Source organism: Sporosarcina thermotolerans (assembly GCF_042658975.1).
GTDB classification, from domain to species: domain Bacteria; phylum Bacillota; class Bacilli; order Bacillales_A; family Planococcaceae; genus Sporosarcina; species Sporosarcina thermotolerans.
The window spans coordinates 31,285-55,529 of record NZ_JBHSRM010000003.1; the positions used below are offsets into that span (position 1 = coordinate 31,285).

At 43.4% G+C, this 24,245-nt stretch carries 24 protein-coding genes; 1 reads left to right on the plus strand and 23 read right to left on the minus strand.

Going from position 1 to position 24,245, the window contains the following annotated elements:
- Nucleotides 1-11: 11 nt before the first annotated feature.
- Together flaG and ACFPZG_RS03075 are read right to left on the minus strand one after the other, a co-directional pair.
- Nucleotides 12-383: a flagellar protein FlaG gene (gene flaG, locus ACFPZG_RS03070; RefSeq protein ID WP_283732635.1), complete on the minus strand. Its 372-nt coding sequence runs from the start codon at nt 381-383 to the stop codon at nt 12-14.
- Nucleotides 384-555: 172 nt separating this feature from the next.
- Nucleotides 556-2,157 (minus strand): gamma-glutamyltransferase family protein, encoded by a 1,602-nt coding sequence (locus ACFPZG_RS03075; protein WP_283732636.1) that lies wholly within the window; start codon nt 2,155-2,157, stop codon nt 556-558.
- Nucleotides 2,158-2,417: 260 nt separating this feature from the next.
- Between ACFPZG_RS03075 and ACFPZG_RS03080 the strand changes: the two genes are divergently transcribed.
- Complete coding sequence (locus tag ACFPZG_RS03080) at nt 2,418-2,609, plus strand: hypothetical protein (RefSeq protein ID WP_381426400.1); 192 nt, start codon at nt 2,418-2,420, stop codon at nt 2,607-2,609.
- 90 nt (nt 2,610-2,699) lie between these two features.
- On the opposite strand, the gene ACFPZG_RS03085 is transcribed toward ACFPZG_RS03080, so the two are convergent.
- The 21 genes from ACFPZG_RS03085 to ACFPZG_RS03185 form a co-directional block, all read right to left on the minus strand.
- Entirely contained in the window at nt 2,700-3,095 is a 396-nt protein-coding gene (locus ACFPZG_RS03085; protein ID WP_317940623.1) for a hypothetical protein, read from the minus strand.
- A gap of 96 nt (nt 3,096-3,191) precedes the next feature.
- Entirely contained in the window at nt 3,192-4,667 is a 1,476-nt protein-coding gene (locus ACFPZG_RS03090; protein ID WP_283732638.1) for an acyl-CoA synthetase, read from the minus strand.
- A 19-nt stretch (nt 4,668-4,686) separates the two neighbouring features.
- Nucleotides 4,687-5,427 carry a beta-ketoacyl-ACP reductase gene (locus tag ACFPZG_RS03095; protein WP_283732639.1) on the minus strand — a complete coding sequence of 247 codons (741 nt, stop codon included), beginning with the start codon at nt 5,425-5,427 and terminating at the stop codon, nt 4,687-4,689.
- Nucleotides 5,428-5,439: 12 nt separating this feature from the next.
- A complete protein-coding gene (phaZ, locus tag ACFPZG_RS03100) occupies nt 5,440-6,336 on the minus strand; it encodes an intracellular short-chain-length polyhydroxyalkanoate depolymerase (RefSeq protein WP_283732640.1) in 897 nt (298 codons plus the stop codon).
- Nucleotides 6,337-6,339: 3 nt separating this feature from the next.
- Nucleotides 6,340-7,359, minus strand: a complete 1,020-nt coding sequence (locus tag ACFPZG_RS03105; protein ID WP_317940622.1) for a 3-oxoacyl-ACP synthase — start codon at nt 7,357-7,359, stop codon at nt 6,340-6,342.
- Nucleotides 7,359-8,360 (minus strand): branched-chain amino acid ABC transporter permease, encoded by a 1,002-nt coding sequence (locus ACFPZG_RS03110; protein WP_317940621.1) that lies wholly within the window; start codon nt 8,358-8,360, stop codon nt 7,359-7,361. The genes ACFPZG_RS03105 and ACFPZG_RS03110 overlap by 1 nt, the downstream gene beginning before the upstream one ends.
- A 4-nt stretch (nt 8,361-8,364) precedes the next feature.
- Nucleotides 8,365-9,225: a branched-chain amino acid ABC transporter permease gene (locus tag ACFPZG_RS03115; protein WP_317940620.1), complete on the minus strand. Its 861-nt coding sequence runs from the start codon at nt 9,223-9,225 to the stop codon at nt 8,365-8,367.
- Between the two features lie 13 nt (nt 9,226-9,238).
- On the minus strand, nt 9,239-9,946 hold the full coding sequence (locus ACFPZG_RS03120; RefSeq protein WP_283734686.1) for an ABC transporter ATP-binding protein: 708 nt from the start codon (nt 9,944-9,946) through the stop codon (nt 9,239-9,241).
- The gene (locus ACFPZG_RS03125) at nt 9,924-10,697 is read right to left on the minus strand and encodes an ABC transporter ATP-binding protein (RefSeq protein ID WP_317940619.1); all 774 of its coding nucleotides are present in this window, start codon (nt 10,695-10,697) and stop codon (nt 9,924-9,926) included. Before ACFPZG_RS03125 ends, ACFPZG_RS03120 begins: the two co-directional genes overlap by 23 nt.
- A 98-nt stretch (nt 10,698-10,795) precedes the next feature.
- Nucleotides 10,796-12,067, minus strand: a complete 1,272-nt coding sequence (locus ACFPZG_RS03130) for a substrate-binding domain-containing protein (protein WP_283732642.1) — start codon at nt 12,065-12,067, stop codon at nt 10,796-10,798.
- 660 nt (nt 12,068-12,727) lie between these two features.
- On the minus strand, nt 12,728-15,928 hold the full coding sequence (locus ACFPZG_RS03135) for a BTAD domain-containing putative transcriptional regulator (RefSeq protein ID WP_283732643.1): 3,201 nt from the start codon (nt 15,926-15,928) through the stop codon (nt 12,728-12,730).
- Between the two features lie 256 nt (nt 15,929-16,184).
- Entirely contained in the window at nt 16,185-17,153 is a 969-nt protein-coding gene (locus tag ACFPZG_RS03140) for a catalase (protein WP_283732644.1), read from the minus strand.
- A 113-nt stretch (nt 17,154-17,266) separates the two neighbouring features.
- Entirely contained in the window at nt 17,267-17,575 is a 309-nt protein-coding gene (locus ACFPZG_RS03145; RefSeq protein ID WP_283732645.1) for a hypothetical protein, read from the minus strand.
- A 320-nt stretch (nt 17,576-17,895) separates the two neighbouring features.
- The gene (locus ACFPZG_RS03150; RefSeq protein ID WP_317940618.1) at nt 17,896-18,645 is read right to left on the minus strand and encodes a DUF5694 domain-containing protein; all 750 of its coding nucleotides are present in this window, start codon (nt 18,643-18,645) and stop codon (nt 17,896-17,898) included.
- Between the two features lie 77 nt (nt 18,646-18,722).
- Nucleotides 18,723-19,172 carry a GNAT family N-acetyltransferase gene (locus ACFPZG_RS03155; protein WP_283732647.1) on the minus strand — a complete coding sequence of 150 codons (450 nt, stop codon included), beginning with the start codon at nt 19,170-19,172 and terminating at the stop codon, nt 18,723-18,725.
- A 298-nt stretch (nt 19,173-19,470) separates the two neighbouring features.
- Nucleotides 19,471-19,992 carry a cupin domain-containing protein gene (locus ACFPZG_RS03160; RefSeq protein ID WP_317940617.1) on the minus strand — a complete coding sequence of 174 codons (522 nt, stop codon included), beginning with the start codon at nt 19,990-19,992 and terminating at the stop codon, nt 19,471-19,473.
- On the minus strand, nt 19,992-20,594 hold the full coding sequence (locus ACFPZG_RS03165) for a hypothetical protein (protein ID WP_283732648.1): 603 nt from the start codon (nt 20,592-20,594) through the stop codon (nt 19,992-19,994). The genes ACFPZG_RS03160 and ACFPZG_RS03165 overlap by 1 nt, the downstream gene beginning before the upstream one ends.
- 71 nt (nt 20,595-20,665) lie before the next feature.
- Entirely contained in the window at nt 20,666-21,499 is an 834-nt protein-coding gene (locus ACFPZG_RS03170; protein ID WP_283732649.1) for a hypothetical protein, read from the minus strand.
- Nucleotides 21,500-21,935: 436 nt separating this feature from the next.
- Nucleotides 21,936-23,309: a flagellin N-terminal helical domain-containing protein gene (locus tag ACFPZG_RS03175; RefSeq protein WP_283732650.1), complete on the minus strand. Its 1,374-nt coding sequence runs from the start codon at nt 23,307-23,309 to the stop codon at nt 21,936-21,938.
- Nucleotides 23,310-23,490: 181 nt separating this feature from the next.
- Complete coding sequence (locus ACFPZG_RS03180; RefSeq protein ID WP_317940616.1) at nt 23,491-23,712, minus strand: hypothetical protein; 222 nt, start codon at nt 23,710-23,712, stop codon at nt 23,491-23,493.
- A gap of 173 nt (nt 23,713-23,885) precedes the next feature.
- Nucleotides 23,886-24,245 (minus strand): hypothetical protein, encoded by a 360-nt coding sequence (locus ACFPZG_RS03185; protein WP_317940615.1) that lies wholly within the window; start codon nt 24,243-24,245, stop codon nt 23,886-23,888.

Genomic DNA, 24,245 nt, shown 5'->3' on the forward strand with positions numbered 1-24,245 from the left:
TTTCAACCTCCTCAGATTTTCCGGTCGATGAGTACTCCGACAAATTCCCTCATGGCCGCGTAGGTATCCATTAGCTTTTTTGAAGGAATTTCTCGGACGACTTCGTCTGTTTTCTGGTCTATAATTACGACGTAATATTCATTTAATTTATCATGTAATTTAAAGCGTAACTGTGTGTTTGCACTTTCAAGGAATTTATTCATGCTATCGGTCACTTGCCGAGCTTTTTCGATTGGCAGCTGCTGCCCTTCTTGTGATTGCTCCTGAACATTTACAGATATAGCTTGTACTTCCGCGACTTTCGAATTCTTTTCAGGTGCCGCACTTTCCAATTTCGCCCTTATTTGTTGTGTGCCACTTGCATCCCCAATGCGTCCGACCATCTTCCCAACCTCCTGTGAATAAGAAATTCATTACCCTTTGTATCGGCTAAACTAACTATAAGTTGAGTAAACAGCTAAAAAATAACATGCATACTTTGTAAACATAGAAAAACACCTCCCCAACCGGATTTCATATGAAACCGGTTGAGGAGGTGCTGCCTATGTTATTTATTTACCAAGCGACTATTGTTCCATCTGTTCTTGATTCGGTTCCGCCCGCAAGGACGCCAGTTTCCGGATTGCGCCAAATGATTTGACCTCTACCGAACGAACCGTTATCCAGTGTAGGCACGATCTGATGCCCTAATCTTGTTAGTGCCTGTGCAAGGTGATTCGGGAAATTTGGTTCGACATGCACTTTATTCCCCTCGATCCATTGCCAACGCGGAGCATCCAATGTAGCTTGCGGATTCAAGTGATAGTCGATCGTATTGACGACAACTTGGAAATGGCCTTGAGGTTGCATGAAGCCACCCATGATTCCGAATGGTCCGACAGCCTTTCCGTCTTTCGTCAGGAATCCAGGGATGATTGTGTTGTACGTACGTTTCCCTGGTTTCAACGCATTTGGATGCGATGGGTCCAATGAGAAGTCCACCCCCCGGTTTTGAAGTGCAATTCCAGTTCCCGGCACGACGATTCCCGAGCCGAAGCCCATATAATTCGATTGGATGAATGAAACCATATTACCTTCCTCGTCTGCAGTCGCCAAATAGACCGTTCCGCTTTTCGGTAATTCATATGGATCTGGAATTGTTGCCCTGTCCGTAAGTTTAGACGCACGCTGCTTTGCATATTCCTTCGACAGCAAGTGGGCAACGTCTATTGGCATATCTTTTTCTTCGGTAATGAATGCTTTACCGTCTGTAAATGCCAGTTTCATCGCTTCAATCTGTTCGTGTAATGTACGTACATCATTCGGGACCGGCGGGTTCATCTCAGCATAGATGTTTAATGCCATTAGCGTAATCATGCCTTGACCGTTCGGAGGGATTTCCCAAACATCATAGCCTTTATAATTTGTCGAGATTGGATTGACCCATTCGACTTTGAAATTTTCAAGATCCGACTTTCGTAAATAACCATTGTTCGCTGCCACATGTTCGTGAATCGCATCTGCTAATTCACCTTTGTAAAAGGACTCGGCATTCGTTTCGCCAATTTCCCTCAATGTTTTCGCGTGCCCTGGAGACTTCCACATTTCCCCTGTTGCTGGTGCTCTCCCATCGGGTGCGAACGTTTTGAACCATTCGTCAAATTCCGAGGAATCAAGTGATTTGAAGCGATTATATGCAATTCGCCAATACTTTCCTAAAATAGGTGTTAACGGATAACCTTCTTCTGCATAACGTATTGCAGGTGTTAAAGCTTCAATTAAAGGAAGCTTACCAAACCGTTTTGATAGCTCAGCCCAAGCTGCCGGCACCCCGGGTATTGTAATTGGTTTGAATCCCCAAGTTGGAATTTTCTCATGTCCGTCTTCTTTAAATGCATCTATCGTCATTGCTTCCGGCGCCTGTCCGGATGCATTTAATCCGTATAGTGTATCCTTCATCCAGACAAGTGCAAACGCGTCTCCCCCGATTCCGTTCGAAGTAGGCTCAACAACTGTCAGTGCAGCAGCCGTTGCGATTGCCGCGTCCACCGCGTTGCCCCCTTTTTGCATTACCTCGATACCCGCTTGTGCAGCAAGTGGTTGAGAGGTTGCCACCATTCCCTTTCTTGCGAACGCGGTATGACGAATTGTTGCATACGGATTGTACAGGTAGTCCATTTCAATTCCCCCATTATAGATAAATGATTATTATAAATTCTATTATAATGGAAGATTGCTATAAATAGTTCAAAAATTATTTAGATTCCCTAAGTATTATTAAGAAATCTCATTTTTTATAACTACAACATCAAAATTTTCTATTTTAAAGTGATCTCCCCTGTGCATAAACCTCCATACGTCAATGTTACTTGCGTATTGTAATGAGAGGGGAATTTTTAGTTACCTTTCTCTCAAATCCACTTCAGGAGAAGGGAGGAATGGACATGTTATTTTTTGAAGATGAAATCGAAAAAGTGAAGAATAAAGTCGGTAGCAAGATGTGGGGAAGTATGAGATTACAAGACCCCCGGATAAATGGCCAATTACGAAAAGATCAGATGGCAAGGGATGCAGAAGCAAATAATACAAGAGAACGCCGAAACCGTCTGTTAAATAGGTATGATCCTTGATAAATATACTGGGATTGGGTTAACCCTGTGCCTATAATTTATAATCTGATAGTGAAAAACGCGGCCATATCGGGCTGCGTTTTTTTATTGTTAGGAGTTCCCGTAGAATGCATGGGACTTCCCGTAGAACGATGTTGACTTCCCATTAAATGCAGAAAACTTCCCGTAGAACACCGAGAACTTCCCATAGAACGACGAAGACTTCCCATAGAACACCGGGGACTTCCCGTAGAACACCGAGAACTTCCCATAGAACGCCGAAGACTTCCCGTAGAACGCAGGGGAGTTCCCATAGAACGCCGAAGACTTCCCGTAGAACGCAGGGGAGTTCCCATAGAACGCCGAAGACTTCCCGTAGAACGCCGGGGACTTCTCATTTAACGTCGATGACTTCTCATTAATCACCGATGACTTCTCGTTTAGCGCTGAAGAGTTCTCATTCAATACCAAAGAGTTCTCATTAACTCCCATTAACTTCTCATTCATCGTCAAAGACTTCTCCTTTACTAAAAAAACCTCTCCCGTTACCCCCACAAAAAAAAGCGTCTCCAAGTCAAATTCCGACTTTTGAGGCGCTCTTGATTAAATCAGCATCTTGCATAAATACCCACTATCGATTTTGCCGACATGTGTTTTCGGTAGCTCATCTAAAATAACAATTTTCTTTGGAATCTTATAGGAAGCAAGTGTGGCTTTGCAATGCGCAATGACAGCGTCATGATACAAATCACTTTCAACAGCTACCACGAAAGCAACTACAATTTCTCCCCATTTATCATCCGCCATACCGACAACGGCTGCTTCGCGGATTCCGGAATAATTGATCAGACATTGCTCTACTTCTTGCGGATAGACGTTTTCCCCGCCAGTAATGATCATGTCTTTCTTTCTTCCGACGATGAATGTATCACCGTCCTCATCGATTTTAGCCAAATCACCTGTGCGGAGCCATCCATCCTGTACGACTTCTGATGTTTCACGTGGTTTATTCCAATATCCTGAAAATACATGGGGCCCCTTCACCAAAAGCTCGCCAATTTCGCCTTTTTCACAACGGTTTCCTTCTTCGTCCAACACCTGGATTTCATTGAATAACATACTTTTCCCAACAGAACCGACTTTACGTTCCGAATCTTCAGGGCGTATGAAAAAGTTATTCGGCCCTGCCTCCGTCAATCCGTATCCTTCCTTGAACCGCAACCCTTTTTTCCTGAAAGAACGATAAACCGTCGCTGGACATGGAGCTCCTCCGGATAAGAATACTTTCATTGAAGGAAACGAAGATTGGCGGAAGCACTCCGTCTGAATCATCATCTGATACATCGTCGGGACGAATAATGAAATCGTCGCTTCGTATTTATCTGTTACTTTCAAAGCTTCTTCCGGGTCAAATTGATGTCCGATAGCAACTGTTCCACCTGCCATCAGTAATGGGATGCTTAATGCATTTAATCCGCCCGTATGAAAAAGCGGCATGTAGTTGACGGTCGTATCATCTTCGGATAACCCCCAACTTATAATCGTATTCAACGCGTTCCAATTCACCGCATCATACGACAGCATGACACCTTTCGGCATACCGGTCGTGCCGCCAGTATAGATAATCATCCAAGGATCCGTATGATTCACCTTTTCCTCAAACGCCGAATTTTCGGGCATCCCTAACGACTCGATGACTGTAAGTGAGACGGAATCGGCAACTTTCAACCCAAATATCGATTCTTTAAAACTGTCATCGTAAACAACTAACACCGGCGTACAGTCCTCTAACAACGCCTGCAATTCCGGGCGGCTCATCCTCCAGTTCAACGGAACATACATCAGCCCGACTTGCTCGCACGCGAATAGAATGGCAAACAGCTCAGGTTTGTTCGGGGAATAAACGGCAATCCGTTCCCCTTTCGCAAACCCTCTTTCCCGGAAAAAGGAAGCCCACCGAATTATCCGATTTCGCAAATCCTTGTATGACCAGCGCACATCCGTATGGATATCGATTAACGCAATCCGATCAGGAGATAGTGCGGCCCTTTTCAATATCCAGCCTTGCTCATGGAACACGGTAGTCCCCCTCCCTCCATTACATCATTATTCCGCCGTCGACATGCAGGACATGTCCGTGTACATAGTCGGATTCTCCGCTTGCTAAAAACAAATACGCATTGGCGATATCTTCCGGTTTTCCAAGCCGTTGCAATGAAACCGCCGATTCCATCTGGTGTATGACTTTTTCAGGCATTTTACGAACCATCGCAGTCGCCGTGAATCCTGGCGCTACCGCATTTATGTTGATGCCTTTACGTCCGAACTCTTTTGCCCAAGTCTTCGTCATACCGATTACAGCCGCTTTCGTCGCGGCATAATTCGTCTGCCCGAAATTCCCGTAAACACCACTTACTGAAGACGTGTTGATGATTTTCCCTGCTCCAGCAGCAATCATATGTGGTACGACTGCTTGCGTGCAATTGAAGACGCCAGTAAGATTCACATCCAAGACACGCTGGAAATCTTCCGGCTCCATCTTCAGCAATGTAGCATCCTTCGTAATCCCTGCATTATTTATTAAAATATCAATCTTGCCATAGAGTTCAATTGTTTTTTCCGCTACCTGAGCAACGCTCTCACGGTCGACGACATTCACTTGACAGAAAGTGATTTCATACCCTTTTTCTTTGAATAAAACCTCTTGCTCCTTGCCCGCGGCTTCATCAAAATCGGCCATGATAACAGCTGCCCCTTCTTCAGCAAAACGCTCGCATGCAGCCAAACCGATGCCGTTCGCTCCTCCAGTAATAATTGCTACTTTCCCTTTTAGTCTCATTATGTCAGCTCCTTACGCCAAAAACGTTTCAATCGTCGAATTCAGTTTTTCCAAGTTATCCACAAGCGGGGAATGCCCCATATCCTCGAGCGATACAAACGTCGCATTGTCGCCAAGGTCTTCCATGATTTCTTTGGTCATTTGCTCTGTCACAACATAGTCACGGTCACCGCGAAGGACAAGTACGGGAATCGTAATATCTTTTGCCTGGTCACTGCCTTCATTGACGCCGTTATGAATTGGACTTATATTGAATGTGTTCAATGAATGGTAGACATCAGCCAAATTCCGTTGGGTTAGCATGTCGTCAACATACTCTTCGTATTTATCCGTAAGAGGTTGCTGATGAGTGTAGATCAACGCATTCCAAACTGCTTTTAAGCCATCCCGATTTTTTGAGTCATACAATCCTTGCATCGCCAACGTCTTTCCAGGATCCTGCTCAACGTCTTCGATTGTTTGCAAACGATGCTCAATGTCAGGGGTACCGTCCGTCTTCGTACCGAAAAACGGATAGCCCCTTGTGGATGCCGAAGCATTGAGGACAAGTTTTTCGCATTTACCCGGATGATCAGCAACATACTGCATGCAAACAGCCCCGCCCGTCGACCAGCCGATTAAGGAAAATTCCTTCAACCCTAACGCCTCGATGAAACCGTGCAAGTCCTCGGAGAAGTCCCGTATACCTGTAACTCTCTCAAAATATGTAGACTCTCCGAACCCGCGCATATCGAGTGCATAGATTTTATACTTCGAATCCATCTTGTCAATCAGGACGTCCCAATGCTTAGACGAGGTCATATTCCCATGGACGAGAACGACGTTTTTGTCGCCGCCATCCCGCTCCCGATATGCAATCTCTTCGTTGTTCTGCAACACGACTTTTTTTAATCCTGTTTTTAGTTCCATCCGTTATTCCTCCTCACATTTTCCCCATTTCACGGTCACCGCACCCCATGCATAGCCGATTCCAGCGCTGACAAGGACTGCGAGATCACCGTCTTTCAATTTCCCTGCTGATTGAGCCAACTCCAATGAAAGGATTTGATCCATTTGGCCAATATGACCGAATTCATGCAAGTAAATAGATTGATCATCAGTTAGACCAAGCTCGCGCAACACATAATCATGCGCTGACCTTTTCATATGCAAAATAGCTAAATAGTCGATTTCCTTTTCGGTATATCCACTTTTTTGCAATGAACCCCGGATGACTTGAAGGAAGTTTTGCATCGATTTCTGTTCAAGCCTTGTTTTCATTCCAACTGGATCAAGTACATCAAGGCGATATAAACCATTATCCAAATCCTCGGTTGTCAGCGGCCTCTTTGTTCCCCCGACAGGAACGACGACATCTTCCGAGAATGAGCCATCCGTAATAAGTTCCGTTTCAAGTATGATGTTCTCCATATGATCACGACGTAAAATCATCGCCGCGCCGCCTGCCCCAAGGTTGAACATGAAGCGTGTCCGTTCATTTTCATAATCGATGAAGTCGCCATTACGGTAACCGCCGGCTAAAAGAACCGTCCGAATGGAAGGATCAGCCACCATAAGACTTTTCGCCACTTTTATCGCCATTATCGTCGTGCCGCAGCGGAGCGCCACATCGAATGCCCATGCATGATAGGCACCAATTTCCTCCTGCATCTTTATAGCAGCCGTCCATAATGGATATTCCTTATGCTCCTCACCGATATAGATGATGACATCAATTTCCTTCGGCTCGATCTGCCCTTTCCTCATCGCTTCACGAGCCGCCCAGATCCCCATCGCAACGGTATGATCATGCTCACCGGGAATTGGCTTTTCCGTAATACCCATCTTCTGTTTCACAACGTCGACGGGTAAATTAGCACGTTCTGCGATTTCTGCCGCAGTCATTTTTGTTTCAGGAATATAAACACCAGTGCTGACAATCCCGACGACCATTATGAAACCTCCTTCTTAGGTACAGTTTTTGCTCCATCCTTTTTCATCTTCCGTTTCCAGAATTGCTCCCGTATTGTTCCGACAACACCTCTCGGGAAGAAGACGACCGCTAAAATGTATACGATTCCGAAGAAAATGATCCACCGTTCGAAAATCGGATATTCTTTTGCCAAGCCTGATAAATAATACTGCGCTAATTCAATTACCCCTGCACCCACAATCGGGCCGATCAATGTCCCCACACCGCCGATGATCGTCATAAGTAACGCATCCAAAGTGATATCCATCGTCAGCACACTCGTATTGACAAACCGAAGCGATACGGCATACAACGAACCTGCCAAGCTCGCAATAACACCCGCAACGACTGAGGCAATCACTTTATAATGCAGTGGATTGAAGCCAAGGGAACTTGTTCGCTGTTCATTCTCCCTGACGGCAACAAGCACTCTTCCGAAAGGAGAATTCACAAATCTTCTTAGGAATACATAAACGAGTACAAGGCAAGCAAGAACGACAAGATAAAACATGACACGATCTTTGAAAAACTCCGGTGCTTTAAAAGTAAATCCGTCATTCCCCTGAGTCAATGTCCGCCATTTCTCCGCTAACACTAAAAACAATCCAGACACAGCGAGTGTCAACATCGCATAGAAGTGGCTTTTCAATCGCAATGTAAGTAAGCCGATGAAGAAACTGATCAATCCTGCAAGTAGCATGCCGACACCGATTGAAACGATGAACGTCCCCATAGTCGGCTCAATCCTCTTCAGCATGACTGCGGTCGTATATGCACCCATCCCGAAGAACATCGCATGCCCGAATGAGACAATACCCGTATACCCAAGCAAAATATCATAGCTCATCGCAAGGATCGAAAAGATGAATATTTGCGTCAATAAAATAGTCCAAGTCCTTGAATCCGATACGAATGGGAAGATCGCAAGCGCGATTACAATAACGACAAGTAAGTAATGATTCAATTGAAATTTTCTTTTCATGCCGTCACCCCTTTGCCCTAAATAGCCCTTGCGGACGGAAGATTAATACGATTGCCATTAGCATCATATTGACCGCAAGTGAAAGTGCCGGAACGTAATAGGCCATATAACTTCCCGCTAACCCTACAAGGATAGCGGCTAATAGCGATCCAGAAAAACTGCCCATTCCACCGATAACAACAACGATGAACGCCAAAATCGCAAATTCAAATCCCATTTCTGCATAGATGACACCGGAATACGGGGCAAACAGTGCACCACCGAGTGCTGCAAGTGCCGCACCAGTCATGAATACATATAGGAATACGCGTTTAATGTTAATGCCAAGTGCCTGCACCATTTCTTTATTCATAACGCCCGCACGGACAACAAGACCGATTTTCGTTTTTTGCAACATGTATTGAAAAATGCCGAAGATAACAAACCCGACGATAATGATGAATAATCGGTACTTAATAATAAGGACATCCCCAAATTCCCAGCTACCTTCCAATTTCGGTGGCACTATCGCCCGTATTTGATTGGGCCCCCAAACAACTTTCAACAGCTCCGCCAACACAAGCATGAATCCAAGCGTTATAAGAATCTGCTGAACGTGATTCCCGTAAACCGGCGTGATGATAAGCTTCTCTGTAATGAATCCAAGGACTGCCCCCGTTACGATAGCACCTAAAATACCAAGAATAAAACTACCGGTAAGCGAATAAAACCAGACCGCGGAATAGGCACCCCAGGCAAACAATCCACCATGCGCAAAGTTCAACACGCTCATCAAACCGAAAATAAGGGTCAATCCGGAAGCAAGTAGAAAGATGAGCATGCCCGTTGCCAAGCCATTGACCGTCAAATTGATAAGTAATTCCATCGTGCAACCCCCTTCACCCGATTCCCAAATATTTTCGTTTCAATTCTTCATTCCCTATCAAATCTTTCATCTCACCCGCATGCACCGTCGCACCGTCATCGATAAGTGTGTACCGGTCCCCAATCCTGCTTGCCATGATGAAATTCTGTTCAACAAGCACAATCGTCGTGCTTTTTTTCATTTCCGTAATAGCTTCCATCACTTTCTCGATGACAATAGGAGCAAGACCTTTCGAAGGTTCGTCGATCAACAGCAACTTGCTTTCATGGACGAAAGCCCTCGCCATCGCCAACATCTGTTTTTGTCCACCCGACAGATGCCCTCCATCTTTTTTCCAAAACGTCTTCAAATCAGGAAAGAGATCCAACACATATTCCTGTCGGGCAAGTGTTGCATCATCCTCTTTACGCATTGCTACTTTCATATTTTCCTCGACGGTCAAATCGGCGAAAATCCCTTGGTCTTCCGGAACATACCCGATGCCTGTATTGGCTATTGTATATGTAGGCTGTTTTTTGATGTCCTTGTCCTCAAAAAAAATTGTCCCTTTCGAAGCGGGTGTCAATCCCATAATTGTTTTCAATGTCGTCGTTTTCCCAGCCCCGTTACGCCCTAACAGCACACTCACTTCCCCTTCACGCGCTTCAAATGAAACACCTTGAAGGATATGATATTGCCCGATAAACGTATGGATTCCCTCAACTTTCAGCAAGGTTTTCATCATATAAGCCTCCCAGGTACGCGTTTTGAACCGTCTCGTTGTTCATGATTTCCTCAGGGCTTCCGTCTGCAAGGAGTTTGCCGTTGAAAAGCACCATAATCGAATCCGATAGGTCGAGAATCATATCCATTTTATGTTCGATTAAAAGAATCGTCTTATCGCCCGTCTGTTTGATCGCTTTTATGACATCAAGGATGGCTGGCACTTCCTCAAGCGACATCCCAGCAGTCGGTTCATCTAATAAAAGTACTTCCGTATCAAGCGCCAAAAGCATCGCGATCTCTAACTTCCTTTTTTCTCCGTGGGATAACTGGCTCGCGATTGCGTGTTCCTTCCCTTGTAGCAAGACAACCCCAATCAGCCTTTGCGACTCTTCCAACAGCTTTTTATAATGAGTGAAATGCCGGTACATCTGATACCGGATCTTTTCCTTTGATTGGACCGCAAGGCGTACATTTTCAAGTACAGTCAAATTCGGGAATACGTTCGTAATTTGGAATGAACGTCCAAGACCTAACCGCGCTCGTGCGACGGAAGACATTGAAGTAATATTTTCCCCTTTGAAATAGACATCGCCTTCTGTTGCCTTCAGTTCTCCGCTTAGCAAATTAAAAAATGTAGTCTTACCTGCCCCATTCGGACCGATGATAGACTTCAACTGTTTGGCAGGCATTTCAAAATTCACTTTGGAAACTGCCGTATGTCCACCGAAGCGAATCGTCAAATTTTCTGTTTTAATGATCGGTTCCATATTGTTTCCTCCTTCCACCTGTTCAGCCCTTCTCGATTGGATGAAACAGGGGGATTTCATCCAATTGAGAAGGACAGTACAAACTGTCCTTCTTTCTTTTACTTATTCTGGATTGGTGGCTCAGTCTCCTCAGGTGACAATTCTCTGAGAAGTACAGGCACTGGATACGGAATGCCTTCTTGCTTTTCAAGTTTAATAGAGTAAAGTGTTTGCAATGCTTGGTGGTCTTCCGCACGGAAAGTCATCTTCCCTTTCGGTGTTTCGAAAGACATGCCTTCCATTACTTTTATCAACGTTTTGCCGTTAGCATCGCCATCTGATTTCTTCAATGCTTCTACAATCGCGATTGCTGCTGACATACCACCCGGTGTGAATAGATCCGGAACTTCACCGTTGTATCTTGCTTTATGTTCCTTCACTAGCCAATCATTGATTGGGTTGTTAGGAAGCGTGTGGTAGTAAACTGAGAATCCTTCCATGCCTACAAGTGGCTCCATGATGGATAGTGCCGGGATATCCGGTGCACCAGTCGAAATCTTGATGCCTTTTTCTTGCATCTTCAAATCAGCAATTTGGTTCCAAGGCGAGTTTGCACCTGCCCAAACGACAAACATATAATCCGGTTTTGCTTCAATGACCTTTTGCAAGTTCGAAGTGAAGTCAGTTGCAGCTGGATCAGCGAATTCCTCGATGATGACTTCTGCTCCTAAAGCTTCAGCCGCTTTTTTGAATGCTGCAATTCCATCCCATCCAAATGAATAGTCCGGTGCAAATGTAGCAATTTTCACTCCTGGTCCAGCAATCGCCGCAGCTCCAGCGACAGCATCCTGCGATGAGTTACGTCCCGTACGGAAAATGTATGGGTTGAACTCTGAACCTGTAATGCTATCCGCAACTGCCGGCTCGACGATCATGATTTTCTCGTATTCTTCAGCAAGTGGAAGAACGGCGAGTGTGTCACCAGAGCTGGATGATCCGACAAGGAAGTCGACTTCATCTTCTTCAAGTAGTTTTGTTGCTTTTTGTACTGCGACTTCTGGTTTTGTTTCTGTGTCTTCGTAGACGACTTCAATTTTCTTGCCTGCGACTATCATTGTTCCGCCTGTTGCATACTCAAGACCAAGTTCAAAGCCTTGCTTAGTTTGCTTTCCGTATGATTCAAGGGCGCCAGTAAGGGATGCGAGGACACCGATTTTGATTGTGCCTAATTCTTCCTCTTCCTCTTCTTCTTCGTTTTGATTTGACTGGTTTGTTGCTTTTTCGTCGTCATCCGTCTTTGTGGATGCTTCCCCTCCATCGGATTTGCTGCAAGCCGCCATAATGACCAGCATCATTGCGACCAATAAATACAACCATGATTTCTTCTTCATACTGCAACTCCTCTCTCCATCTGTTTTTGTAACCGCTTTCTTTCTGTCTATTACTCTATTCGATGATAGTTGCAAATCAGTTGCAAATCGAACCACGAAGAGTTCGATTTGCCGTATTTCTGCGCTCTTTGCAGAAATTAAGGCAAAGGTTAAAATTGGTCGTTGATTTTCGCTTCGGGCGGACGCTTTCCGCGGGGCGCGGGTGATCCTCCTCGGTCGCTTCGCTCCACTGCGGGGTCTCACCATTCGCGCTAAATCCCGCAGGAAAAGCCGTTACGAAGAACGGCTTTTGCGAACAAAAGCGAAGCGTTGAGAGCACATCTTTGCACTTCGCCGCCCTCCGCTGCAATCAACTAATTCTAATCAATTAGTAACTTCTTTATTTAAGGGCTTTATCAGTAAAAGGCACTTGGCGCATCAGTAGGTCCCCAATTTCATACAAAGACCTGCGTGAATGAAATTACTTGGGACTTCCCGTAGAATGTAGATGACTTCCCATTGAACACCAGAAACCTCCTATAGACCCGTAACAACTTCCCATAGAACGGGGATGACTTCCCGTAAAACCTTGAAGTTTTCCCATAGACAGACAATAACTTCCCATTAACTTCCCCTAATTATAGGATCTATCAAAAAAAGGAAGCGACATAATCTGCTTCCTCATAATTCGTTCATAATCATTCGATACATCTGCTCGGTTGTTTCCATTGGTTCAATTGCGAATTCTTCTTGTAAAACGGCCTTACATTTCATGTACCACTTTATTGATTGTGGACGGTTTTGGAGTTGGTAGTGTGCGTACATAAGTAAGCGGTAGGCTTCTTCCCATGTTGGTTCGATATGCAATAGCCGCTCTGCCCATTCGATTGTTTTGCCATACTCGCGTAGTCGGGTGAAGGATTGGGCGAGCCTCTCGATTACTTGGATGAAGTGCTGTTCGGTTTGATCGCGTTGATGGGCGATCCACTCGACCGATAATTTTTCTTCGAATAGTTTTCCTTTATACAGTGAAGCTGCTTTCATTAAGGATTCGACCGTTTGTTTTGCGTCTTTTTCTGAAAGTCCTTTTTCCATGAACTGATTGAATTGATCCAAGTCGCTTCGGATTTCGGCTCTTGGATTCAACCGGTACATTGTTTGTTTACGTAAGATAAAAAATGACGGTTCTCTTGCGCTTCGTACCGGTTCGATTACTTTTAATAAAGCATTCAATGCTACTTTAAAGTCTCGGTCAGCGCTTTTTTCATCGGCATCCATCCATAATGCCTGCATGATTTCTTCTTTCGGGACATATCGATTTTTATTTAAAAGTAAATAAAGGAAAAGTTCTTTCGCTTTATCCCGCTGCCATTTCCGCTCATCAACCTCGTCGAATCCAAGATACATTGTAAAAGGTCCTAAGACGCGTACATCTAATTTGTAGCCGGGATGAGAAACGACCTCATCAAGTTGCAGGAAGTGGACTACTTGTTGGATACCTGCTTCTGTTGGTAGCAGGCGCGCCGCCTTAAGCACCAATGGATGGATGGATTGGCGATCGAACGGGCCAAATATAGTATCTGATGATAAAAAGAATGAGTAATGATGGGTCATCATTAGGGAGAAGCATTGTTTTGAATACGCTCTGAATAAATCATCATTATCCAATCGGTCATAAATGGCCATGAACCAAAATGCAACGACCATCTCCCCATAGTGATCCCCGCATTCCTTAAATATTCGCTCCGCTTCCTGTAAATGACTCTCGCTTTCCTTTTCATTCCGCGCGTAAAAGTAGACGATCGACAAACCGACATGTATTAATCCAGACAACCAACCATCATTTACACGTTCCGTTTCATGCAAACCTGCTTTTCCGTATTGGATCGCTTCGGAATAATTCCCTTCCCTTGTAGTCAATATGGATAAACCCATATAAGCTTCCGCGTTGCCGCGTGATACATTCAACTCGTCCATTCGCTCTATCGCCTGTATGTAAAACTCTTTAGGTGTGATCAAATCGGTAGGGTCGGCAAGTATTTTCGCATGCCCCATTCGAATGCGGCCAACAGCTTCGATGAATCCGGACTTTTCCGCGACACCTAACCGGATTCCCTTCGCAGCACTTTCCATAGCCTGCTCTGTTTGGCCTGTCATCACGTAAATCAAAGAAAGCAAGACGTCTGTTTCGCGATGTGCATCGGGTAGTGTGGAATCGTCGACCCTTGAAGACAATATAGCTTGAGTTTCAATTAACTTGCCCCTTCTCAACGCAATCCGTGCATCCAAATTTCCTTCTCGCAAAATGCTTTTATCGTGAATTTCCCGTTCAACCCATTCCGCCGCCGCCGATGCTCTGCCCAAGTTGACCAGATTCTCCGCAAATTGCCGTTTCAATAACTCCATTTCGAGAGGCGTGGTCTTCTCACTTTTTTCCGCCAAAAGAATCGCATTCATTAAATAAGATTCAGCCAATCCTGGTTGGATCGTGTCCAAGTAAATATGCGCAATACCCGCATTCGCCCTGCCCGCATAATAATCATCGCCGAGCTTTTCGGCAATCTGGATGCATTTCGAATAAGCCTCCCTTGCTTTCTCGTAAAAAGCACGGTACCGATGGGCCTCTCCCTCAAAATAGTAAAGGGGATAATAAATCTCCCGCATTTCGAAACTGAGCCCCTTCAGGATTTCCAGTAGCCATTCGAACTGCCCAGATTTGATCAATGCAGCGCCATTTTCCAAAATGGTTTTGCCGATGAAATTTGTGTCACCGCTTTTGAGTGCGTGAGATATAGCTGGAATCTGCTCCTTCCGATGGAGGTATAGTTCCGCTGCTTTCTTTTGATTCACTTCATATTGCTGCTTATCAACCGTCAGCCATTTCCGCTCCAAAAATTGTTGAAAAAGTGCATGGTAGCGATAGATGCCTTCACCGATTGACTGGATAAACACATGTCTACCCGCGAGTTCCTTGAGAATCAATGCGGCTTGCTCTCCATAAAAGTCTTTAATTAATTCCTCTGAAAACATCGGGAACATGGAAAACGCCAATGCCCACTCCTGTTCTTCCGGCATCATCCGATTGAAAACTTCTTCCGAAAGATAAGCGAACAGATCCTGTAATGCAGGTTTCATTTCAACAGATAAATCACCTTCCGCATCAGTGACATGGATCGCAAGCAGGTTGACTGCGATTGCCCAGCCTTCCGTCAGTTGGATAATGGAAGCCGCCTCTTCAGACGTCAAAACCTGATCGAAATAATCCTCAAAGAAAACCGAAACTTCTTCCTCGGAAAATAGGAAATCTTCTTCCACCAATTCGGTTAACTGGCCCGTCAGTTTCAATTTCACCAAACCCGACCAGCGCGGACGATTCCGCGTGGCAACGACAAGATGGATTTGTGGCGGCAATAAGCCAATCATCTTTTCGATTAAATAATTGATCTGAAAAACGTGGTCTACATAATGGAAGTCATCGATAACGATAAAAAATGGCTTTTCCAATTCAAAAAGCTCATTCATGAACAAAGCAAGCCAGCGCTCAAGATATAGTTCCCTCGGATAGATATCAGGGTCATCCCACTCGGATAGGGAGTCTCCGAAATGCGGACAAACCCGCCGGATACTTTCAGTCAAATAAGTAATGAATGGGAGGATATCGTCATCCGCTTCCGTGACAGAAAACCAGCTATATAACGCCCGCGTGTCATGAAAGTAAGCGGCTAACCCGGAACTCTTCCCGTAACCCGCACCACTATGCAACAACGTCAGCTTCACCTTTTCAGCCATCTTCATCTTTTTTACGAACGAAGCCCTACGCATATACGTCGCGGACGGGGTCGGAGGCATTAGTTTAGAAAGCAATATAGGTTTTGTCTGCATCGATTCTCACCTACCCTATTAATATCTCTTTCTAACTATTTTATCATAGGAAGGTTCTGAATTGAATGACATGTTTGGATCGTAATAAAAAAACACCACCCTACTGCTTGGTGATGGAAGAGAATTGTCGCTATAAGAAATGCCCTTCCCACCTGAAATCCACACGTAAATTTAAAATTGGTTTCATTTTAAGAAGCATCAACAGCCCAAAAATCCGTAAACTGCAGACTTTTTAGGCTGTCTTACTGAACCACTATTATTTAGGCAACCGTTCCTCCCGTAATCGCCTATCCGACGATTCCGCATAAACTGGTGACCGATATCGGAGAATCGGATCATCCGAGCATTCAAGCCCTTCCACTTCCATCGTTGGATCAAAAACGAGGGACTCCGCTGCGTCTTCCCTTACTGATTTCAGTGTCACAATTCCTGCTTCGATCATCGGCCGTTCATCCGGCCACCTGACACTTGGATCATCTACGAGGTCACCCTCTCCTGCTACCCTAACCATCAGGCGAAATTGCACATCACCGCTTTTCATACGCTCTATCAGCTCAGCCTCCAAATCATCCATGCGCCCGGCCGGCAATCCCTTATCCTCTTCAAGGACGGGCACCCACCTGAACCGTACAGCCTGCCGCTTGTCTTGCTCGTTCACCAAGTAATACGAATGGAGCGCATTGTACGTCTCCTCCGCAAAACTCGCAGTTGGCTTCAATTGCTTCAAGAGGGTTGGCACCGTCCGATATTCAGGATCTTTCCGAAGGACACGCCATTTTTCACGCCACGACAGCTCACCTTTCGTCATCATCTTTAGCAACCTGACAAACGCTTCAGGCGTCTTCGTGATGAACACTGGTACATTCGCCATCGTCAAGTTCGTAACTCCGCCATTCGGCAATGAAAACCGGACCGCCATCCCCTTGATCGGCACAAGCCATTCAGGCGGATCAGGCTTCACGGTGCTATGGGAAAACCGTACAACAGCTTGAACTTTTTCATCTTGCAAATGTTGCGCTTTAGTCAAGGATGCCACATTCCCGTTCGGCACAAATTCTGCGTCAAAAGCAATTCCCTTCGCATGCGCCCGCCGATAGCCTGGGTACCTTCCCGCAAAATCTTCAATCGCATCGACCGCTTCATCCGGCGCTATATACTTGTCTTCATTCCCAAACATAACCGCATCACTCTTTTCGCTGTTTACCTCCTCTATACCCTTAAACATCAAGGTTCATACCCACAAGAAGAAACAAAAATTCCTTAATTCATTTGCTATCCGAAAAAACCACCTTTCCAATTTTCACAAGAAAATTCGAAAGGTGGTTTTTAATTCAAAGTTTATTTAGCCTTTTTAAGCCGCTTCACATCAGATCTCATCGTTATGATGTCATCTGCTAATACTTCCAGCTTTCCATCGAACAGTGAGACTTTATCATCGAGCCGTTCGATATCTTCTTTCAAGCTTTTAATATCTTCTTTAATGACTGAAACATCTTCTTTCAAGATCGTTACATCAGCCTTAACTTCTGCAATTTCACTTTTCAATTCATCCTTCGTATCTTTCAATTGACTTGAAAGATCTACAACCTGACTTGAAAGGTCCATAATCGCTTGCAAGATCATTTGTTGGCTTATCTTTTCTTCCATATTTCACCCTCCTATCCTATTTAATCGGTCTATTTGTTCAATCAAAGATGTTCAATAATATTTACTGTAATCATATCAAAATTCAAGTTAACATTCATTGGCATAATCAGGGAAAATGGAAACATTTGTTCTCACTTCAATTATATACTCTTCGGGGGAATAAGGCAACGTTGATGAAAATAAGGGATTGTTAGTTTGTGCTATCGCTTTTATTTATAAAGCAAAAATGCTCAAGCTTCAAATCAAAAAGACACCTTCACTACCTAAAATTGCAGGGGTAGGAAGGCATCTTATAAATTTAATTATCATTACGGCACCCTTCAAACTAAATACGGATGCACAGGCTCAAGTACAACCTCCCCGCTTTCACGTAGGAAATTCCCAACAATCTCAACATGGCCCGATCCAACAATGAACAAAATCCGTTCATCACCCGAAGATGCTAAGTCCATTAAATTAGAGAACATAATCAAATTCCGCTCATACCACCAGACCAACCAGTCGATGCCGACATATGAATTCGCTTCTTTTATTCGGGCGATGTTCAGGTTCATGCGATGGTGTTGGCTAATCACATCCGGGTGGTTGGCATTAGTTAGCCATTCTTTCATAGTACGGTCCCCAATTGCAAGTAAATCATGGCCGTCCTCCAGCCATCCAAAAGTTTCTTGGAATAACTCCGGCTGATTCGCCTTCGCCCATTCGTAGACCTCCCCTGAACTCCTTCTCCCCGAGCCCTTCTCCATCCAGTCGATTGCATCCACTTTCGGAAGTCCCGCATCTTTCGCAACCCTAAAACCAAGCTGAAACACTTCGTTCATTTCCAACTCATATTCGCCGTTTATGTACGCATCATACTTTTCATTAAGCGCTGCATCCCACTTCTTCTCCACCTCAACAGCAACTTTCGTCGGTTTGAATGCAGATAACCGTTCTACGACCTCCTTGATTTCCTTTTGTCTCGTCTCTGAAAATAAGTCATCCGTTTCTGTGACGTAGACGTCCGCAGTCTCACCCATATGAAATGTACCTAACATAAGTATGGTCGGTTTTTTATGCATTTCGGTCATTTTAAACAATCCCCCAGTTACATTATTTTTTCTATTTTTACGGCAAACAATTAACTCACAATGCTGCCTTCTTTAAACTAAAACGACTTCCGGAAAATCATCTCTCCATCCGAATCATACTCGTGAATAAACACAAACCCCAAGTTTTCATAAAGACGAATCGCTCCGATGTTATCCGCATACACACTCAAATAGATAGGTTGCTCGCCGTATTCCGACAGCATGCGCTCAATCAGTAGCTCCGTGAAACGTCGGCCATACCCTTGACGCTGAAAACGTACATCTATAAGTAGCCGATCCATCCACAAATTGCGTCCACCCCCGCTATCCAGCAGCGCTCCATACATCGCAAAGCCAACTAACCGACCATCAACATACAACCCGACAGGTCGAAATTCCGGCCATTCCTCTGCATCTTTCAAACACTCTGCTGGAGACTCAATGAATCCCCGCTGTCCTTCAGAAACGCAGAGTTCTAACACATCCTTACTATTCTGCTCATCTACTTTGCGAATCTCGTAATTCATAGAAACATTCCCTTGTGATGAAATATGGGTTTTGTCACCATACTCCCGTTAATTTCTCTTAGTAGTTAGTTTATCATAAGAAGGTTCTGAATTGGGTTACATTTAGGGAAAGTAAATAAAAAACACCAACTTGCCAGTTTTGATGGATACTGGCAGGTTCGTGTTTTGTTAATACTTATAAGTTTGTTCGTAGGAATTTGAACTAATTTCAAATTATGTTAGCGGATTTGTGACAGAAGAAATTGCAATAATAAAACACCTACCCAATTTTAGGTAGACATCTCTCAAAGTACGCCCTTTATTCCGGAAGCACTTCATAAGCTAATTTCATAATGATTTCCTCTTGCTCTGGATACTTTGACAGCAGCTCTTCCCGTGTAAACATCTCAAAATCTTGGAATTCAAAGCCGGGAGACACCATGCACCCGACTAAAGAAAATGCATCTTCTTCCATAACAGATGATCCAAAGATTGAGTTTTTCGGAACGAGTGCCTGGGGGACTTCCCCTTGCTCAAGGTTCAGCCCAAGCTTAATCTCTTCATATGTCCCATTTTCGTGGAGTATATGTACGGTTAATGAACTTCCCGCGTGGTAATACCACAACTCATCTGACTTCAACCGATGAAAATGCGACACATCCGTAGACGTTAAAAGAAAATAAATGCTCGTATAAAGCTTTCTCTTCCCATCATACGTAACCGATAATTCCTCATCGGTTACCTGTTCATTCGAAACAAACGTCTGCTTATAATACCCGCCTTCCGGATGCGGTTTTAGTTCAAGTTTTGATACGTAATACATTGGATCTTGATTCATCATTAATTCAAATCCTTCCGAACAAACTCCGAATCGATCGTCTTCCCAAATTCCTCTTTTAGACGAGTAAAAATCGGTAACACACTATTCTTGATTATTGTTGAAATTTGATTGGTGTTTTTCTTTTCCATCGCTTTTCGAATCTTTAACAGCTCCGCTTGCATGTTGGACTTCAGCTGATTGAATAGTTCCCAGTTTGAAGGACGTTCTTTACTAGTGGTCACTACTTTCAGCATATCATTCAGCCACTCCATCCCGCCAAGTAGCATTTCAAACCTGTCCCACGTATCACTTGTCGGAACACGATTAAAGCCCTCGACAAGCACGCTCATATCAGGAATTGCACGCTGCAAATATTCCTCAGCCGATAGAAGGACATCATTCATAAATTCCTTTTCGGTCTTAATGACAACCTGTAGCTCCTTGATTTCGTCTAAGTTGCTCTCCAAATACTCCTCATGCTCGTCGTAAACTTCTTCACCGTCGGAAATAAAATGGCTGAAATAACGCCCTTCTGTCACGCTTTCGTTAATCAGCTCAATCACTTCATCCACTGACGGTACCTCTTTATACTCAATCTGTTGTTCACCGATAATTAATTTCAAAATAACTGCCTCCATCGAATCCAAGTTTATGATGCTGTTGTTTATATCGGTTAGTATGGGCATTATTTCAGCTAAACAGAAGTGTTTTCTTCTTGATAAAACCAATCTTCCCCTTTCGTCAAGTCCAACTGGAATTCTTCCACTGGCCTTTTCGGGAGGTGATAAACTTGTCCGTTTCGACGCTCGCCTTCCTGTTTAACTTGTGCCACCATCTGATCCCAATTTCTTCGTAATGCTGCCGGGGATAGGATAACCGTCTGCCAAAAATGATGCTGCTGGGACCAATTGATAAGATGTTGAATCTGCTCAATTGTCCGTTGATCGTTTTCAACGATGTGCTCCATATCGTTTGCCCATCTCCCTAAATCGGGTCTCCTGTTGTCAGGATGATTCCTACTGATCGTTTCATGTAGTGCCAATGCCAGTTGATAGTAATCGGACGATTCATCAAAAACAACAGCTGGATAATTAGTTCTTATATTCTTTTCTTTCTTACCTTTCTTGTTAGATGTTACCTGCCTGTTCTCCGGCTGTTGACTGCCTGTTGAAACGGCTGTTTCCAAGCTATCATTCTGTTGATAAACGTCCCAATTTACAATGGTTATAAGCCGATTTTGATTCGTTGATTCGTCTGTTAGAAATCCGTATCTTGCAAAACGTTTGAGAGCCGTACGGATTTTCTGTACAGTTATACCCTTCCCGCATTGTAAGACGAGAGACGGGAGTGACGTTATCATCTGTCCCGGCTGCAATGAATACTGATTCCCTTTCCATTCCCACTGCCGCTCCTTGTATGTAGCCATCTTCAATAAAGTTAATAGAATCACTTTCTGATCCGACGTCGCCTCCGTCCAAATGGGCTTATCCCACAGTGACCGATGAGTTTTAAACCAACCTTGATCCATTTTCCCTTCACCTCAAATTAAGATTTTATGAACAGTCCTTTCACTTACTATATAGAGTGTTTTTTTCGGAAAGGATACAGGGTGGTGGAATATTTTTTGTATAGGTTATAGAAACTCTGAAATATCACCATTTATTTTCGGATCAACGTAAACAAAGCAGACGAACTCTGCAAAAAAAAGCTATAAAGCAAATAAAAAAGAGACTTCCGCGAAGAAGTCTCTTTTAAAATATATCAAGGGTACGATTAACGTAGAAGTTGTAATACGCCTTGTGGTTGTTGGCTTGATTGCGACTTCTCTCGTTATTACTAAAAGGTCAGACTATATCTACTCCCTAATGGCAAGGATACTTCAGCCCATTTAAAGTAAGGTTTAGGTACCAGGTTCTAAAACAATTCCGAATTCAATGAGACCTGGGACCTGAAATTCACTTTCACTATTTCAAAAGTTGCAATATCCCTTGCGTGATTTGATTTGCCTGCACCATCATGGCTTGAGATGCTTGTAAAATGACTCGGTCTTTACTAAGCTTCATAATTTCGCTGGCCATGTCAGCATCACGGATCCGAGACTCAGCATCTGATAAGTTTAATTTGCAACAAGAAATATTATTAAAAGCATGTTCCAATCTGTTTTGATATCCACCTACCGTTACCCTGGCGCTTGAAACTTTGCTTATCGCATTGTCAATTTGAGTTATTGCCGAAATCGCACTGTCTCTATAATTTACTAACAAATTTTCTATGCCCAATTCCTGACTTGTTACATTTGGAATTTCCAACCTCATACTCTGCCCCGTATTACTGCCTGCCTGAATATCCACATATAAAAACTTTCCTTTAGCTACTTCAGTCTCACCGTACACACTATGATTGAATACTCCCCGACCATCAGCGGCAGGCCATTTTTCTTCTGCATGTCCCGGTCTATTATCATATATATATATCTTTCCTCCATTAACGGCTAACTGTGAATAGTGATCAACAAATCCTGTAGCAGAACTAGGTATATTTTTCGTTATCGGGTCATATTGAAAACCTGATTGACCATACGCATTTTCTATAATACTGCCCACCAAGTCAACTCCATATATAACTGCACTCACATCTACTTCCATTACAGGATTGAAATCATTCAGTCTAGACGTATCCGGATTGCCATTTACAAATTTAATACTATAAGCTTTTGTACAGGTAGCACATGTATAATGAACTCCCTTTCCAACTAGATTGGAAACTTCACTTGCTGATTTTATATTACTAAAGTCTATTATAGCACTAGCGTAATTAGTGCCTTTAAAAGAATATTTGTCATTTATACCATTGGTGTCTGTTATCTGGTGAACATATTGGGCTAAAGAATCCGATGTTGCCGAACTTCCCTCTTTTGCATTTTCCCCGGTAAGCAATACCAAGCCGTTGTATTCAGTATTATTCGCTATTGTATCTATCCCTTTTACCAATTCTGTTACTTCGTTTTGTATCGGATCCCTATCTTCGTTTGTGAGCGTGTCACTTGAAGACTTGACTGATAATTCTCTGATCCGTTGCAACATGCTTTGAATTTCTGCCATTCCGCTATCTGCTACTTGGATAAGAGATATGCCATCCTGAATATTTTGTTGTGCCTTTTCTAAACCGCGGATCTGCGCCCTCATTTTTTCGGATATGGCTAGACCAGCGGCATCATCACCAGCCCTGTTTATTTTTAATCCGGATGATAATTTTTCTGTGCCAGCCATTACTTTGTTATTATTGATCTTCATTCTGTTTAACGTATTTATTGCCGGTATATTGGACTTTAAGATCATAAGGGACCCTCTTCCTTCCTAATTTAACCTAGTGTATACCGGGTTTATTATAATTTTATTTTTCTTTTACATTTACTTTATATGTAATACTTTTCTAGTGATACTGCTGTATTAGGTGAATGCTCTTTACACAAAGAGTCAAAGTCAATATATTCCTTAGCACCTTTTCTTAATGGTAGCTTCAAAGTGTAGCTAAATTTAATGCTTGTTTATACTTAATCATTCTTTTGGCAAGATATTCAAATTCTATTTGAAGTGTCATTTCTCCTAGTTTTTGGTGTAAATAACGATTACTTGTCAGATAAACTGGTTCTATCCATGCGGAATCTTTAACCCATTTTACACCTTGGCGTTCGATGTGAATTGGATAAAGAAGCGGTACTGTCCCCTCTTCGGACGTCATACGCAAGTGTTCCTTTACCCTGAATCCAACAACAGGGCCCGTTGAAACTGCGACTCCCAAATCCTTAAGTGTTTTAAAGAGACTAGTATTTTTCAGTTTCACTATCCGACTGTCTTGTGGGAATAATTATAAGCTTTTCGGAATCGGATATTATTCCCTACATTCCGACACTTTTATATACTTTTAAGCTCTTCCCTCATGGTAATCTTTAATTCATTTCTTTTCAAATCAATTTGTTGAATCAATCTCTCATTCTTTTCTAATGAAATTGATGAACCTATATCTAAATCGTAATTTACCCACAAGTCATGTAATTTTTCTCTTAACTCATCAGCAATTTGTTCAACATCATCGGATAAATAAATTTGATTATAGAAAAAGAAATCATTTGCCGTAATAAAGTCTTCCCTTGCCTTCTCATATTCTATTCTTATTAATCTATAGTTTAATCTTTCAAGGGCAGCGGTATTATTATTATCCCAGTGATTTACAACAAATTCTATATCATACCCCGTAAAATCTTTTTCCCTCAT

What these genes read in the sequence shown, in the direction of transcription:
- ACFPZG_RS03075 (WP_283732636.1), bottom strand. Translation starts at nt 2,157, where the DNA reads ATGGACTACCTGTACAATCCGTATGCAACAATTCGTCATACCGCGTTC.
- ACFPZG_RS03175 (WP_283732650.1), bottom strand. Translation starts at nt 23,309, where the DNA reads ATGATCTTAAAGTCCAATATACCGGCAATAAATACGTTAAACAGAATG.
- ACFPZG_RS03155 (WP_283732647.1), bottom strand. Translation starts at nt 19,172, where the DNA reads ATGAATTACGAGATTCGCAAAGTAGATGAGCAGAATAGTAAGGATGTG.
- ACFPZG_RS03170 (WP_283732649.1), bottom strand. Translation starts at nt 21,499, where the DNA reads ATGGATCAAGGTTGGTTTAAAACTCATCGGTCACTGTGGGATAAGCCC.
- ACFPZG_RS03140 (WP_283732644.1), bottom strand. Translation starts at nt 17,153, where the DNA reads ATGTTTAAGGGTATAGAGGAGGTAAACAGCGAAAAGAGTGATGCGGTT.
- ACFPZG_RS03135 (WP_283732643.1), bottom strand. Translation starts at nt 15,928, where the DNA reads ATGCAGACAAAACCTATATTGCTTTCTAAACTAATGCCTCCGACCCCG.
- ACFPZG_RS03110 (WP_317940621.1), bottom strand. Translation starts at nt 8,360, where the DNA reads ATGAAAAGAAAATTTCAATTGAATCATTACTTACTTGTCGTTATTGTA.
- ACFPZG_RS03080 (WP_381426400.1), top strand. Translation starts at nt 2,418, where the DNA reads ATGGACATGTTATTTTTTGAAGATGAAATCGAAAAAGTGAAGAATAAA.
- ACFPZG_RS03125 (WP_317940619.1), bottom strand. Translation starts at nt 10,697, where the DNA reads ATGGAACCGATCATTAAAACAGAAAATTTGACGATTCGCTTCGGTGGA.
- phaZ (WP_283732640.1), bottom strand. Translation starts at nt 6,336, where the DNA reads ATGGAACTAAAAACAGGATTAAAAAAAGTCGTGTTGCAGAACAACGAA.
- ACFPZG_RS03150 (WP_317940618.1), bottom strand. Translation starts at nt 18,645, where the DNA reads ATGACCGAAATGCATAAAAAACCGACCATACTTATGTTAGGTACATTT.
- ACFPZG_RS03105 (WP_317940622.1), bottom strand. Translation starts at nt 7,359, where the DNA reads ATGGTCGTCGGGATTGTCAGCACTGGTGTTTATATTCCTGAAACAAAA.
- ACFPZG_RS03095 (WP_283732639.1), bottom strand. Translation starts at nt 5,427, where the DNA reads ATGAGACTAAAAGGGAAAGTAGCAATTATTACTGGAGGAGCGAACGGC.
- ACFPZG_RS03120 (WP_283734686.1), bottom strand. Translation starts at nt 9,946, where the DNA reads ATGAAAACCTTGCTGAAAGTTGAGGGAATCCATACGTTTATCGGGCAA.
- ACFPZG_RS03115 (WP_317940620.1), bottom strand. Translation starts at nt 9,225, where the DNA reads ATGGAATTACTTATCAATTTGACGGTCAATGGCTTGGCAACGGGCATG.
- ACFPZG_RS03160 (WP_317940617.1), bottom strand. Translation starts at nt 19,992, where the DNA reads ATGATGAATCAAGATCCAATGTATTACGTATCAAAACTTGAACTAAAA.
- ACFPZG_RS03085 (WP_317940623.1), bottom strand. Translation starts at nt 3,095, where the DNA reads ATGAATGAGAAGTTAATGGGAGTTAATGAGAACTCTTTGGTATTGAAT.
- ACFPZG_RS03185 (WP_317940615.1), bottom strand. Translation starts at nt 24,245, where the DNA reads ATGAGGGAAAAAGATTTTACGGGGTATGATATAGAATTTGTTGTAAAT.
- ACFPZG_RS03180 (WP_317940616.1), bottom strand. Translation starts at nt 23,712, where the DNA reads ATGACGTCCGAAGAGGGGACAGTACCGCTTCTTTATCCAATTCACATC.
- ACFPZG_RS03130 (WP_283732642.1), bottom strand. Translation starts at nt 12,067, where the DNA reads ATGAAGAAGAAATCATGGTTGTATTTATTGGTCGCAATGATGCTGGTC.
- flaG (WP_283732635.1), bottom strand. Translation starts at nt 383, where the DNA reads ATGGTCGGACGCATTGGGGATGCAAGTGGCACACAACAAATAAGGGCG.
- ACFPZG_RS03145 (WP_283732645.1), bottom strand. Translation starts at nt 17,575, where the DNA reads ATGGAAGAAAAGATAAGCCAACAAATGATCTTGCAAGCGATTATGGAC.